The organism is Acinetobacter sp. TWP2-2-3 (assembly GCF_049896445.1).
GTDB lineage: Bacteria > Pseudomonadota > Gammaproteobacteria > Pseudomonadales > Moraxellaceae > Acinetobacter.
The window spans coordinates 187,662-202,487 of record NZ_JAFCUI010000003.1 but is presented as its reverse complement, the minus strand read 5'-3'; the positions used below and the strand labels follow the sequence as shown (position 1 = coordinate 202,487).

The window sequence follows — 14,826 nt, the reverse complement described above, 5'->3', positions numbered from 1 at the left end:
TCTAAGTGATCAAACCGCTATGCAAGAGTCTATTGAACAATACATGCAAACGGTAGGACAGCAGGCACGCCAAGCGTCTCGCATTTTGGCTCGCGCGTCCACCCAAACTAAAAATAATGCGTTATCCGCTATTTATACGGCTTTGGAAAATAGCCAAGCTGCTATTTTGGCTGCTAACCAGAAAGATATGACCAAGGCGCATAACAACAATCTGGACTCAGCCCTGCTTGATCGCTTAGAACTCAACCCCGCACGCTTTAAAGGTATGTTGCAGGGTCTAAAAGATGTCATTGGCCTGAAAGATCCGATTGGTGAAATTAGTGATATGGCTTATCGCCCATCCGGGATTCAACTGGGCAAGATGCGTGTGCCTTTGGGTGTGGTCGGCATGATCTACGAATCACGTCCTAACGTCACGTTGGAGGCTGCATCACTCGCGCTCAAATCAGGCAATGCCATTATTTTACGGGGCGGCTCAGAAGCTCTGGAATCGAATCAGGCAATTGCAGTTGCGATTCAGCATGGCCTGAAAGTCGCAGGCTTGCCTGAGGCTGCCGTACAAGTGGTAAACACGACTGACCGCGCTGCTGTTGGCCAGTTGATCACCATGACCGAATATGTGGATGTGATTGTGCCTCGTGGCGGCAAGAGCCTGATCGAACGAATTACCGAGGAAGCACGCGTACCGGTCATTAAACATTTAGATGGCAACTGTCATGTGTATGTGGAAGCTCAAGCGGACTTGTTGAAAGCATTGCCGATTGCGCTCAATGCCAAAACCCATCGCTATGGTGTATGTAATGCCATGGAAACCCTGCTGGTCGATGAAAAAGTCGCTGAAGAATTCTTGCCACGCATCGCAGAGCTTTACCAAGAGAAAAAAGTCGAACTTCGTGGTTGCCGGGAAACCCAGCGTATTCTTGGAGATGCAGTCATTACGGCCACTGAAGAAGACTGGTATACCGAGTATCTGGGCCCGATTCTGGCGATCAAAGTCGTTTCTGGTATAGAAGAAGCCATTGAGCACATCAACAAATATAGCTCGCATCATACCGATTCCATTATTACTGAAAACTACAGTCTGGCTCGCGAATTTCTGGCGGGTGTAGATTCAAGTTCGGTCATGATCAATGCCTCTACTCGTTTTGCAGATGGTTTTGAATATGGCTTAGGCGCAGAAATCGGGATTTCAACCGATAAAATCCATGCTCGTGGCCCAGTTGGTCTTGAAGGCCTGACGTCGCAGAAATGGATTGTCTTTGGTGATGGTCAGATTCGCCAATAAGTATTCAGATCGCTCATTTAAAACAGCCTCATAAATGAGGCTGTTTTTTATGGACAGAAAAATTGACACTGAAATAGATGGATTAGAACCTTCCGGTCATTTTATTGATGAATCTCTTTATAGAATTGTATGTAAAAACAATATTTGCCTTTTCAGGCGCTAAACTAAAGAATTAATCTGTTCTAAAATTAAATTTAAGCAGAGTTTAGTATTCTTATTGATTATATTTTCAGCATCATTTTATTTATAAATGAAAACTATGAACTGATAAATTTTAGTTATTATTGTTAAATCGGTCGATAATGCTTAAGTCTAATCTGCTAAAGTCTATCTAGGACAGAAAAAAAACAAATGTTAAAACATATTCATTGATCTGGATTGCTGCTTCATTGCCCGCAATTGGGTCAAGCAAATGGACGAGAATTTTAATTAAAAATTGGGTAATCAATCGTGTCTAAATCAGTATTAGTTATTAATTGTGGCTCTTCTTCAATCAAGTTTGCATTACTTCTTGAGGAGCAGAATTTCCGTATTCATGGTTTAGCTGAGAACTTAGGCACAGAGAATGCTCGCATTAAAGGTGTGACGGTTGGCAATGAGCCGGTCGATATCCATATTCCATTTGCTGACCACAAAAAAGCACTTGAAGTGGGTCTTGAACGTCTGGCCAACTACCGTCCGGACGCGATCGGTCACCGTGTCGTACATGGTGGCAGCCTGACCAAAGCTGAACTGATCAATGACGAGATTATTGAAAAAATTCGTGAAGCAACGCCGCTTGCGCCATTACACAATCCGGCACACTTAATTGGTATTGAAGCAACCAAACGCTTATTCCCGGAATTACCACAAGTTGCAGTATTTGATACTGCCTTCCATCAAACCATGCCAGCGCATGCTTATCGTTATGCCCTGCCGAAATTTTTATATACTGCTCATGGTGTGCGTCGCTATGGCTTCCACGGGACTAGTCATGCCTATGTTTCAGAACGTGGTTCTGAACTGGCAGGTAGTTTCAAACAAGGTGGCTGGTTAACTGCGCATTTAGGTAATGGTAGCTCGACCTGTGCCGTTTGGAATGGGCAAAGTGTAGATACTTCAATGGGCTTAACTCCGCTTGAAGGCATTGTTATGGGCACACGCAGTGGTGATGTCGATCCAAGCCTGCATAGTTTCTTGGCGAAAAACCTGGGTTGGGACATTTATAAAATTGACAAGATGCTGAATAGCCAAAGTGGTCTTTTGGGTCTGTCTGACCTGTCGAATGACATGCGTACCCTGATTGAAGCTTCAGAACAAGGCAATGAAGATGCCGCACTGGCGATTGAAGTATTCTGCTACCGTTTAGCTAAATCTCTGGCAGCGTTGAGCTGTGGTCTGCCACGTCTTAATGGTCTGTTCTTCACTGGCGGCATTGGCGAAAACTCAGCGTATATCCGCGAAAAAACCATGACTTACCTGCCTCATTTCGGTTTCAGTCTGGATAAAAATGCCAATAATGAGCTGAAACGCGGTACCGAAGGCCGAATTGATTCAGGTACAGGCCCACAAATCTGGGTAGTGCCAACAGATGAAGAAGGCCGTATTGCCCGGGAAGTTCAAAGTGTGGTTGAACTTGAAGTGGAGCGCAATACTGCAAAAAAGTCTCAAGCTGAGGTAATGCCTGCATAAGCAGGCTTTAGCTTCTTTTTCACTGATTTTTATTATTCTGCGACTGACATAATTTATGAAAACAATTTTATTGGTTCCCACGGGGGAAGGCGTAGGCTTAACTTCTGCATGTTTGGGCCTGATTTATGCACTGGAATGCCAAGGGGTAAAAGCTGGTTTCCTGAAACCTTTTGCCCAGGAATTGAATGAAATCGAAGACCGCACCACGGCTTTGTATCGTCATATTTCTCAAAGTGAAACGGTTGAACCTATCCGTTATAGCAAAGTCTTGCAGCAGATCAATCTGGGTGAACAGGATGAATTGCTTGAAGAAGCGGTGCGTCTGCATCGTCAAATTGCTAAACAGCATGACCTGATTATTGTCGAAGGGCTGTTGCCAAATACTCAGGACAGTTTTGCCGATGATTTGAATGCTTCACTGGCACAAGCACTGGATGCCAAAGTTATTGTCGTCAGCAATGCCAATATTCAGCAGCCAAGCCAAACCGCAGATAAAGTTGAACATCAGCTGCGTAATTTTGGTGGCGCCAGCTCTACCCGTCTGGCAGGTATCATGTTGATGCGCACCAAGGGTCTACCTGAAGAATCTGCGCAGATTCCTGTCACGCTGAATCCGGATTTACGCCTTAAAGCTGAAACCGCAGAATTTATCACCGCCATTCGGCAGACGCATCCGCATATTGGCTCTGAAAAATTGCCAGTGATTGGCTTGGTGCCTTTCAGTAAAACCTTAAGTGTGCCGCGTATGTCTGATCTGGCAGCCCATATTTCTGCTTACTGGATTAATGAAGGCGAAGCCAAACAGCGCCGTGTGCAACACAGTAGTCTGATTTCAGCCAATATTGAACATGAACTACATAAGTTTGTAGCTGGCGAATTAATTATTAGTGCCTCTGACCGGATTGATGTATTACTGGCAAGTAGTCTGGCCAGCAGTAATGGGATTCCTTTGGCCGGTCTGGTGCTGACTGAACATCAACAGCCAAATGATCATGTACTGGAATTCTGCCAGGCTGCCATCAAGCAAGGTTTACCGATTTTACATACACCACTCAGCACGTTTGAAACCGCACAAAAACTGGCAAATCTCAGCAATGAAATTCCAGTGGATGATACCGAACGTGCAGATCAGGTGACACGTTTTGTTTCAAGCCATATCAATCCGGAATGGCTGAATCAAATGTTGAATGGTTCTTATAAGCCACGTCTGTCACCTTCCGCTTTCCGTCATGAACTGGTACAGAAATCGATTGCTGCGAAAAAACGTATTGTACTGCCAGAGGGTGATGAACCGCGTACCGTACAGGCTGCGGCCATTTGTCAGGCGCGTGGTATTGCACAGTGTATTTTGCTGGCCAAGCCTGAAGCTGTGCTAGAAGTAGCCAAAGCTCGCGGTATTGAATTGCCTGAAGATCTGGAAATTCTTGATCCGGATCTGGTGCGTGAAAACTACATCGACAAGATGGTGGAGCTGCGTAAAGGCAAGCTCAACGAACTACAGGCCCGTGAACAACTGCAAGATACAGTAGTACTTGGCACCATGATGCTGGCGCTGGATCAGGTTGACGGTTTGGTGTCGGGTGCAGTGCATACCACGGCGAATACGGTACGTCCTGCTTTCCAGCTGATTAAGACTGCTCCGGATTACTCACTGGTATCTTCCGTATTCTTTATGCTGTTGCCAGATGAAGTCTATGTGTATGGTGACTGTGCGATCAATCCGGACCCTGATGCAGAACAGCTGGCCGAAATTGCAATCCAGTCCGCCGATTCTGCCAAAGCCTTTGGTATAGATCCACGCATTGCTATGATTTCCTATTCGACAGGAACTTCGGGTACTGGCGCTGATGTGGAAAAAGTCGCGGAAGCTACACGCATTGCCAAAGAACGTCGTCCTGACCTGTTGATTGATGGGCCATTACAATATGATGCAGCATCGGTGGAAAGCGTGGGGCGCCAAAAGGCACCTGATTCACAAGTGGCTGGACGTGCCAATGTATTTATTTTCCCGGATCTGAATACCGGTAACACGACCTATAAAGCGGTACAACGTGCTGCCAATGTAGTCAGTGTTGGACCAATGCTGCAAGGCTTGAATAAGCCGGTCAATGACCTGTCGCGTGGTGCCTTGGTCGATGACATCGTGTTTACCATTGCCTTAACCGCGATTCAGGCCGAGCAGCAAGAAGCTTAATACTTCTTAAATTTAAGTTTTCCAAACCATCTGATTGAAAAATCAGGTGGTTTTTTTATAAAAAAACACTCATAGCTTCAATAAATTCAGCACGCGATCATTATCTCGTTTTAATAAACAATAAAAATGCCAGTCTTTCGAACTGGCATTTTCAACGGTTACTCATAAAGTCTGTGACATAAAAAATTAAGCTGAAGCAGCCCTGCTTTTCAGTCCACTAACTTTAATTTCTTATAAGGTAGTCCACTCTTTACGTACCTCTTCCGCAGTTTTATTGAGCACGACGCTATCGTCTTTGATTTCACTTACCCAACTCAAGGGAATCAGATGATGCTCATTATTTTCATCATCACTTCTTGTTAATTTAATTGAATCCTGACCTTCTAAATGGTCCACCTTCCCGACTTGAGTACCACATGAAGCAATGACTGAAGCATGTTCTTTAATATCACTTGCATTAAAATTGTTCATTCTACTTGCCTGTTTCTAGAAGTTGAGAGAAACAGTCTAAGCAATAAAAAATGCCGCATGTGTAAGGGTTTTCAGGCTTTGAGTTTTTCTGGGTTAAAAATGTAAATGGTCAACATGGCTTGAGTAAGCTATAGGAGAGATGCTTTTTAAATTTGAGTTTTCAAATATTTTTATAACTGGATTTGAAGATTCGAAGATTTGAAGATTTGAAGATTTGAAGATTTGAAGATTTGAAGATTTGAAGATTTGAAGATTTGAAGATAGGTTAATTTTTTTATGTCTTAAAATAAAAAAGAAGATAAAGCTTAGGCTTGATCTTCTTTCTGACCGTACATCCAAGTTGCAGCGATATATACACAAAAACCAGCTGCCATCAAAATACCTGTAACCATTGTTAGGATCTCCCGTTTCAATAGCTGCATTATCTAAAAGTTTTATGACAGTTATATGACAATCTGGTTTTTTGTTAAATTTAAAATAATTAATAAAATTCAATCGCTTAATACGGAATAAGCAAAATTATGCGTATTTTTTATCTGAAATATGACATTGAATATGACAACTTGCTGTCATATTTGACCCATGGAATAGCTAAAGTCCTTGCTCAGATTGCTTAAACTATAAACTTTCGGCCAATGCTCGCCCAAAATGCCCACAACCCGATTCTTTTGTCTTATAATTTAGCCCGCTAGCTATCAGCCCGCTCAAGAGATATTTGTATGACAACTATTATCAAGCAAGATGACTTGATCACATCGGTTAAAGATGCGCTTCAGTTCATTTCTTACTATCACCCACAAGACTTTATCCAAGCGATGAGCCGTGCGTATGATCGTGAAGAGAACAAAGCTGCTAAAGATGCGATCGCACAAATCTTAATTAACTCACGCATGTGTGCAGAAGGCCACCGCCCAATCTGTCAAGATACCGGTATCGTCAACGTATTTGTTGAAGTGGGCATGGACGTTAAATTCGATTTAACCATGAGCCTGGATGATGCAATCAATGAAGGCGTACGTCAGGGTTATTTAGAAAACTCGAACGTGCTTCGCGCATCAGTTCTGGCTGATCCTGCATTTGGTCGTAAGAACACCAAAGACAACACTCCTGCCGTGATTTACCACAAGCTTGTGCCTGGTAATAAAGTAGATATCACTGTGGCAGCCAAAGGTGGCGGTTCAGAAAACAAATCTAAACTAGCAATGTTAAACCCATCTGATTCAATCGTGGATTGGGTACTGAAAACTGTTCCAACCATGGGTGCAGGCTGGTGTCCACCAGGTATGCTGGGAATCGGGATCGGTGGTACTGCTGAAAAAGCCATGATGCTTGCCAAAGAAGCATTGATGGAAGAGATCAACATGGACGAATTGCTTCGTCGTGGTCCACAAAGCAAAATGGAAGAGCTTCGTATCGAAATCTTCGAAAAAGTAAATGCTTTGGGTATTGGTGCACAAGGTCTTGGCGGTTTAACCACTGTACTTGATATTAAAATCAAAGATTATCCATGTCATGCTGCAGGTAAACCAGTTGGTATGATCCCGAACTGTGCTGCGACTCGTCATGCACACTTCCAGTTAGATGGTACAGGTGTTGCACATATTCAAGCACCTAAACTTGAAGACTACCCTGCTGTGACTTGGGATTCTTCATCTTCTAAACGTGTTGACCTTGACACGATTACCCAAGAAGAAATGAATAGCTGGAAACCAGGCGATACACTTCTTCTTAACGGTACAATCTATACAGGTCGTGATGCTGCACACAAACGTATGGTCGACATGCTGAACAACGGTGAAGAACTTCCTGTTGATCTGAAAGGCAAGTTTATCTACTACGTTGGCCCTGTTGATCCAGTCGGCGACGAAGTTGTAGGCCCTGCTGGCCCAACAACGGCTACGCGTATGGATAAATTTACGCGTCAAGTTCTTGAAGCAACTGGCATGTTCGGCATGATCGGTAAAGCAGACCGTGGTCCTGCTGCCGTTGAAGCCATTAAAGACAACCAGGCAACTTACCTGATGGCTGTCGGTGGTGCTGCTTACCTCGTGTCTAAAGCTATTCGCGAAGCTGAAGTGGTTGCCTTTGCTGACCTGGGTATGGAAGCAATTTACAAGTTTGTGGTAAAAGATATGCCGGTATCTGTAGCGGTTGATGTGAATGGTACTTCTATTCACGCGACTGCACCTAAAATCTGGCAAGCAAAAATTGGTAAGATTCCAGTAGTTGACGCTGCTGCGGGCTAATTAAATCTGTATAAAAAAGCACCCATTCAGGGTGCTTTTTTATTATATTTTCTCAATAAAATGTCAATTACCAAGTCCGTGGATCCCAAAGTTTAAAAGGTGCTTTTAGCTGTACATCCAATGATGGATCATAAGCAGTCGGTTCAATTTTTTGGGCTTTTTTACGAATCTGGCCAGTTTCCTGATCTTGTGCCACGAAGTTAAAACTGTCTGATTTTAGCTGAGTAAAAGCAATTTCATTGAGACCAACTTTTTCCGGCATCAGCATGAGTGGCCCTGAAACACTCCGGCGTGTACTGATATTCTCTTCATCATATTTAATAAAATAAGACTGTCCCGCTTCGACAGTAAAATCCAGATATTTAGGTTTCTGGAAATGCAGCGCGCCTAGCGGTCGACTGGTACTCAAACGATAGGTCCCTGCAGGCACTTCAATCCAGTAATAATGGTTGTGCAATAAGCTTGGAATATGTTCTTGATTGATAAACAGGCTGGCAGCGACAATTTCCTGACGATTCCATTTAGAATCGGGCCGGTATAAATACACGATGGCGGCTTCATCATGCTGCGGTTTCACCGTCTGAAACTGGTTGCCCTGCTTTTGATTGACCCAACCGCCAATGGTGAACATGCCGATACGATGCTGCTCGACAAAGCCCGGTTTTTTTTCAAGATCGATATTTTTTAAAGTGCTGAGTGGCTGTGTAGGCTCAACGACGGCTTTCTTACCATGACACCCCAGCAATGCCAAACTGCTGATGAGTACAATTGCGACTCCACGCATGCTTATCCCTCACTGCGTCTTTATTCTTTTGTATGCAAGTGCTTTGCGATTTGTTTTTTATAAGTTTTAGGCATCCACGCCTAGTTAATCAGATTAACACCGAGCTTTATTTTTGGAAATAAAAAACGTGCGAAAACACGGAGTTTTCGCACGTTTCGGACGAATAGCAATTAAGCAGATTTGCTATTTACGACCTTTAAATCTATTTTTGTTGCTGTCTCTTGCTGATCATGTGGCTGACGCTCGGCACGGTATTCCGGCTCTGCTTCACCTTTAATCACAGCTTCATTGATGACGACAGTGCCGACATCGCTACGGCTTGGCAAGTCATACATGGTTTCCAGCAATGAATTTTCTAGGATCGAACGTAAACCACGCGCGCCTGTATTACGCTCAACTGCTTTCTTAGCCACTGCGCGTAATGCCGATTCTTCAAAAACCAGATCCACATCTTCCATATCAAACAGATGTTGATACTGACGGGTCAAAGCGTTCTTCGGCTCAGTCAGAATCTGCATCAGTGCTTCTTCATCCAACTCGTCTAAAGTGGCAATCACTGGCAAACGACCAATAAATTCTGGAATCAAACCAAATTTTACCAGATCAGTTGCTTCAACTTGACGGAACAAGTCAGACAGCTTCTTGGTTTCATCTTTTTTACGCACTTCTGCAGTAAAGCCGATGCCACCTTTTTCCTGACGTTGCTGTACAATTTTCTCAAGTCCTGAGAATGCACCACCACAGATAAACAGGATATTCGAGGTATCAATCTGAATGAATTCTTGCTGCGGATGCTTACGTCCACCTTGTGGCGGAATTGATGCAACCGTACCTTCAATCATTTTCAATAATGCTTGCTGAACACCTTCACCCGATACATCACGCGTGATGGATGGGTTTTCAGACTTGCGGGTAATCTTGTCGATCTCGTCGATATAGATAATGCCCTTTTGCGCTTTTTCGACATCGTAATCGGCTTTTTGCAGTAGCTTCTGTACGATGTTTTCTACATCTTCACCCACATAACCGGCTTCGGTCAGTGTCGTTGCATCTGCCATGGCAAATGGAACATCAAGAAGACGTGCCAGCGTTTGTGCAAGCAAGGTTTTGCCCGATCCTGTCGGACCAACCAACATAATATTACTTTTTGAAAGCTCTACTGAATCATCAGCTTTCTTGCCATTATTTTGCACTTTCAAGCGCTTGTAATGGTTATAAACCGCAACTGACAAGGTTTTTTTCGCGACGTCCTGACCAATCACATATTGATCCAAGGCCGCACGAATTTCATGCGGTTTCGGCAAAGGACGATTGGCCCAGTCATTGGTTTCCACCTGCTGACTGGTTTGAACCAAATCTAAGCATACGTCCACACATTCGTTACAAATGTATGCGTCCTCGCCTGCAATCAGCTTCCCGACTTCAGACTGCGTTTTACCGCAAAATGAACAATGCTTTTGTCCTTGAGGATGTTCGGACATATTTACTCCACTATCTCAATCTTTAAAACTTATGGACGTTTAGTTAAAACTTCGTCCACAAGACCGTATTCTTTCGCTTGCTGAGCAGTCATAAAGTTGTCACGGTCTGTATCACGTGCAACTTTCTCGTAATCCTGACCGCTGTGTTCAGCCATTAAACGGTTTAAACGTTCTTTAATAAACAGGATTTCACGTGCATGAATTTCAATATCTGAAGCCTGACCACGGAAACCACCCAATGGCTGGTGAATCATGACACGGGCATTTTCAAGGCAATAACGCTTGCCTTTGGTACCGGCATTCAGCAGGAACGCACCCATTGATGCTGCCTGACCCATGCAGTACGTTACGACATCAGGTTTGATAAACTGCATGGTGTCATAAATCGCCATACCCGCAGTTACCGAACCGCCTGGTGAATTGATATATAGATGAATATCTTTATCTGGATTTTCCGCCTCTAAAAACAACATTTGCGCAACGATCAGGTTCGCCATGTTGTCTTCAACTTCGCCCGTCATAAAAATTACACGTTCACGCAAAAGGCGTGAATAAATATCAAAAGAACGCTCACCACGAGAGGATTGTTCTACCACCATTGGCACTAAAGCGTTTTCAATCGTTGGAACATACATACGTTTATTTATTCCTAAATTTTTTGTGACCTAACCCATAATCACAATATGAGGGATAATCACTGAAATTGCAAAAAATTCGCCAACAAATCCATTATATTTTTTGCATTAGTTTTGTGAAAAACAGAAATGCTTTTTTCAGGCATCAATATGAAAAAAGGCGCATTAAGCGCCTTTTTTATCGAAAGCTAAATTAGCCTTGTTGACGAGCTTGCTGCTCTTTCAATAAGTCTTCATAGCTTACAGTCGCATCAGTTACTTTAGCAGAAGCCAAAATGTAATCAACAACTTGGTCTTCTAGTACAACTGCTTCGATTTGGGCACGTTGTTGCGCATCGTTTTTGAAGTATTCAATTACTTCGTTTGGATCTTCATAAGAAGAAGCCATGTCTTCGATGTACGCTTCAACACGTGCAGCATCTACTTCGATTTTCGCATCAGCTAAAACACGGCTTACAAGTACGCCAAGTTTTACAGATTTTTCAGCTTGTTCTTTGAACAATTCATCTGGAAGCATGCTTGAATCAAATGCTTTCGCACCTTGAGCACCAAACTGCTGTGTGAACTGCTGAATCATCTGTTGACGTTGACGGTCAATTTCTTGAGCAAGCATAGCAGCTGGAAGTTCAACTTCGTTTGCAGCAACTAATGCATCAAAAGTCGCGCCTTTAACCTGGTTGCGAAGGCCGTTCTTCACTTCACGTTCCATGTTTTTACGAACGTCAGCTTTTAACTTCTCAACGCCTTCTTCTTCAGATACACCGAAGATTTTCAGGAATTCAGCATCGATTTCTGGAAGTTTTTGTTTTTCAACAAGCTTCACAGTGATTTTGAATTGAGCTTGTTTACCAGCAAGGTTTTCAGCTTGGTAGTCTTCAGGGAAAGTTACATCAATCACTTTCTCTTCGCCTTTCTTCATACCAACGATACCGTCTTCGAAGCCAGGGATCATACGACCAGAACCTAGAACAAGTTTGAAGTCTTCCGCAGAACCACCTTCAAATTTTTCGCCGTCGATTGAACCTTCGAAATCAAAAGTTACTTGCATGTCTTTTTTAGCCATGCCTTTTGTTTCAGCCCAAGCAGCACGTTGTTTTTGAAGATTTTCAATCATCTTCTCAACATCTTTGTCATTTACTTCAGCTGCTTTACGCTCAACTTCCAAGCCGTCGAATTTCACTTCGATTTCTGGATAAACTTCAACAGTCGCTGTATATACCAGCGCGTCGTCTTTCATTTCAGTTTTTTCGATGTTTGGCATGCCCACAGCATTGATTTTTTCTTGCTGGATCGCTTCGAAAACTGTGTCACGAATAATATCGTTTACTACTTCTTGGTAGATACCCGCGCCGTATTCACGACGAACTACGTTTACAGGCACTTTACCTGGACGGAAGCCGTTGATCTTCGCAGTTTTAGCAGTGCGTTTTAAACGAGCTTCAAATTGCTCATTAATACGGCTCGTCGGTACAGAAACATTTAAACGACGGGCAACGCCCGAAACCGCTTCAGAAGTTACTTGCATGGCTTCCTCTATATATTAGGTTATAACAGGTTTATAAAAATGTGCCACATTATATGACAACATTTAAGGATATACAAAAAATACGCGCGAGTTCCAGTTTTTAAGCCCTTTTTTTATTTGAATTGCCATCTTTCCAGATGCCCAGTCAACCCAATTTAAATGGAGAAAATGTATATTTTTATTGCAAATGATAAATACTATCATTAATATCCAGTTTCTTATTTGAGCAACAATACTAATTTATTCTTCGGTTCGGGAATTTGGTCATGCATAGTTTTAGTCTTCGTCCACTTACATTGGCAATTCTTGGGGTTACAGCAACATCTGCTTTCGCAGAGACTGTGAACGAGACAGCGACTCCTACAACAACACATCAAATGTCTACGATTGTGGTTTCAGCGGCGGGTTTTGAACAAGATATAAAAAATGCGCCTGCCTCTATTAGTGTAGTAACTGCAGAAGACTTAAAGAAAAAAGGTATTACCAGTATTGCAGATGCGCTCAGTGAAGTACCAGGTGTCGACGTACGAAATGGCCAAGGCAAAACTGGTGGTTTAAATATCCAAATGCGTGGTCTGAATCAATCTTACACTCTTATTTTGATCGATGGTCAGCGTCAGAATACTTCTGGTTCAGTTGGTCCAAATGGTTTTGGTGAATTTAGTACAAGCTTTATGCCACCATTAGCTTCTATTGAACGTATTGAAGTCATTCGTGGGCCTATGTCTACCCTTTATGGTTCTGATGCCATGGGCGGTATCATTAACATTATTACCAAGAAAGTTGCATCAGAATGGAATGGTAACGTTTCTGTTGAACAGAATATTCAAGAAAATTCTGATATTGGTAATAACTGGAAAACCAGTGCAGTTGTTAATGGTCCAGTGATTCAAGATAAACTTGGTATACAAGTACGTGGCGAGTTTTTCCACCGCGATCAATCAGATCGACTTGTTACACCCGCAAAAACTATTGATGAAGGCAGCCAAGGTCGTGACCCTCGTACAGTAGAAGCAAATAATTATGCTGTGGGTACAAAACTTACGCTAAATGTAAATGATAACGTCTCTACTTGGGTAGACTTTGATCATGCTAAACAACGTTTTGATAATAGTGATGCCCGTTTAGGTGAACTTTACGAATTCAACCGCACGACAGGTTTACCATCAGGGATTGGTTCATATAAAGACGAGATCAAATTCTTAAGAGATCGTATTTCTGCAGGTGTAGATGCTGAGCTTAGTTTTGGTCAATGGAAAACATTTGCAAGCTATGTTTCTTCTGAACAGGAAGGCCGTCGTCTTCCAAAAGGAAATGTACCTGAATACAATTATTATTCAGATGGTACACAAGATCGTATTTTAGAAAATAAAGACCTAACCGTTGATTCTCGTATTATTTCAACACTTGGCAACCATAAACTTACAGCTGGTATTGAATATAAAGATGGTGAAACCATCGATAACTCAGCAGGTAATGGAGTTGCTTTTGAACAGGATTCTTGGTCTGTGTTCGCTGAGGATGAATGGAATCTAACGGATTCTCTTGCATTCACTTTCGGTGGTCGCTACGAAGACCATAGTGCTTTTGGTGGTCACTTTACACCTCGCGCATACTTAGTTTGGAACACCAATGATCAGTTGATTTTAAAAGGTGGTATAAGTACTGGCTATAAAGTTCCAACAGCGAATGACCTTCATAATGGAATCAATGGTTTTAGCTCACAAGGCCGAAACGTGACTTTGGGCAACCCAGATCTTAAGCCTGAAGAAACCACAAACTATGAACTTGGTTTCGTTTACGACAACTTGTCTAATTTCTCTTTAGCTACCACTGCGTTCTTTACTCAGTTTAAAGATATTATCATCAGTGATGCACGCGTCGTTGAAAACTGTTTATGGGCAGGTCGCCCAACAGGACAAGCACCTGCAAACAACTGCATGACTGTAGGCAGTTTTGATAATCAGCAAAACTTTAGCTTTAAAGGCAATGCAGGCGAAGCTGAAAGCTACGGTGTGGAACTTAGTGCTAAATATGAAATTTCTCCAAGCTTTGATGTAAAAGCAAACTATACTTGGTTAGAGTCTGAAATTACCGAAGGTGAAAATAAAGGTAATCCTATTGAAAATACACCTCGTCACGCTTTGAACTTCACAGGAACTTGGTATGTGAATGATAAGTTCACTACCTGGTTAGAAGCTGAATATAAATCTGACCGTGTACGTTTCATAGATCCTGATTTAAGCGATGTCAATGTAAGTCGTGAAATTGATGCTGTCGGCAATAAGTTAAAAGCCTATGAGCTATTTAATTTAGGTGCATCTTATAAAGTCAACAATCAAGTTACTGTTTCAGGTCGTGTGAATAACTTATTGAACAAAGACTTTGGCGACTATAAGTCATTTATTAATAGTGATAACGAAGTTGAAAATGCTTTCCTATATACTAAAACGACGAGTGGTTTAGCGGGTACTTATATTCCAGACCGTAACTACTGGCTATCTGTTTCATATGACTTCTAATATTTAAGTGAA

The 14,826-nt window shown here is 42.5% G+C and carries 10 protein-coding genes; 5 read left to right on the top strand and 5 right to left on the bottom strand.

The features are described from left to right. The first annotated feature begins 19 nt into the window (after positions 1-19). The 3 genes from ACP7AK_RS06385 (at position 20) to pta (ending at position 5,150) form a co-directional block, all read left to right on the top strand. The gene (locus tag ACP7AK_RS06385) at positions 20-1,285 is read left to right on the top strand and encodes a glutamate-5-semialdehyde dehydrogenase (RefSeq protein WP_425879274.1); all 1,266 of its coding nucleotides are present in this window, start codon (positions 20-22) and stop codon (positions 1,283-1,285) included. Between the two features lie 450 nt (positions 1,286-1,735). Then, positions 1,736-2,956 carry an acetate/propionate family kinase gene (locus ACP7AK_RS06380; RefSeq protein ID WP_313564721.1) on the top strand — a complete coding sequence of 407 codons (1,221 nt, stop codon included), beginning with the start codon at positions 1,736-1,738 and terminating at the stop codon, positions 2,954-2,956. A 55-nt stretch (positions 2,957-3,011) separates the two neighbouring features. After that, a complete protein-coding gene (pta, locus tag ACP7AK_RS06375; RefSeq protein WP_409651879.1) occupies positions 3,012-5,150 on the top strand; it encodes a phosphate acetyltransferase in 2,139 nt (712 codons plus the stop codon). Positions 5,151-5,381: 231 nt separating this feature from the next. Here pta and ACP7AK_RS06370 read toward each other — a convergent pair whose 3' ends face one another. Continuing rightward, the gene (locus tag ACP7AK_RS06370; RefSeq protein ID WP_004729548.1) at positions 5,382-5,621 is read right to left on the bottom strand and encodes a DUF2171 domain-containing protein; all 240 of its coding nucleotides are present in this window, start codon (positions 5,619-5,621) and stop codon (positions 5,382-5,384) included. 719 nt (positions 5,622-6,340) lie between these two features. Between ACP7AK_RS06370 and ACP7AK_RS06365 the strand changes: the two genes are divergently transcribed. Then, a complete protein-coding gene (locus ACP7AK_RS06365) occupies positions 6,341-7,867 on the top strand; it encodes a fumarate hydratase (protein WP_004278405.1) in 1,527 nt (508 codons plus the stop codon). Between the two features lie 67 nt (positions 7,868-7,934). Here the strand turns inward: ACP7AK_RS06365 and ACP7AK_RS06360 are convergent, their stop codons facing one another. From ACP7AK_RS06360 to tig, 4 genes are all read right to left on the bottom strand, one after another. Then, a complete protein-coding gene (locus ACP7AK_RS06360) occupies positions 7,935-8,651 on the bottom strand; it encodes a DUF2846 domain-containing protein (RefSeq protein WP_004729543.1) in 717 nt (238 codons plus the stop codon). 170 nt (positions 8,652-8,821) lie between these two features. After that, on the bottom strand, positions 8,822-10,132 hold the full coding sequence (gene clpX, locus ACP7AK_RS06355; RefSeq protein ID WP_004278407.1) for an ATP-dependent protease ATP-binding subunit ClpX: 1,311 nt from the start codon (positions 10,130-10,132) through the stop codon (positions 8,822-8,824). Positions 10,133-10,161: 29 nt separating this feature from the next. Further along, positions 10,162-10,767 carry an ATP-dependent Clp endopeptidase proteolytic subunit ClpP gene (gene clpP, locus ACP7AK_RS06350; RefSeq protein WP_004647427.1) on the bottom strand — a complete coding sequence of 202 codons (606 nt, stop codon included), beginning with the start codon at positions 10,765-10,767 and terminating at the stop codon, positions 10,162-10,164. A 193-nt stretch (positions 10,768-10,960) separates the two neighbouring features. Further along, positions 10,961-12,292: a trigger factor gene (gene tig, locus ACP7AK_RS06345; protein WP_004647426.1), complete on the bottom strand. Its 1,332-nt coding sequence runs from the start codon at positions 12,290-12,292 to the stop codon at positions 10,961-10,963. A gap of 266 nt (positions 12,293-12,558) precedes the next feature. Here tig and ACP7AK_RS06340 point away from each other — a divergent pair, with 266 nt between their 5' ends. After that, the gene (locus ACP7AK_RS06340) at positions 12,559-14,814 is read left to right on the top strand and encodes a TonB-dependent receptor domain-containing protein (protein WP_425879142.1); all 2,256 of its coding nucleotides are present in this window, start codon (positions 12,559-12,561) and stop codon (positions 14,812-14,814) included. Positions 14,815-14,826 lie beyond the last annotated feature (12 nt).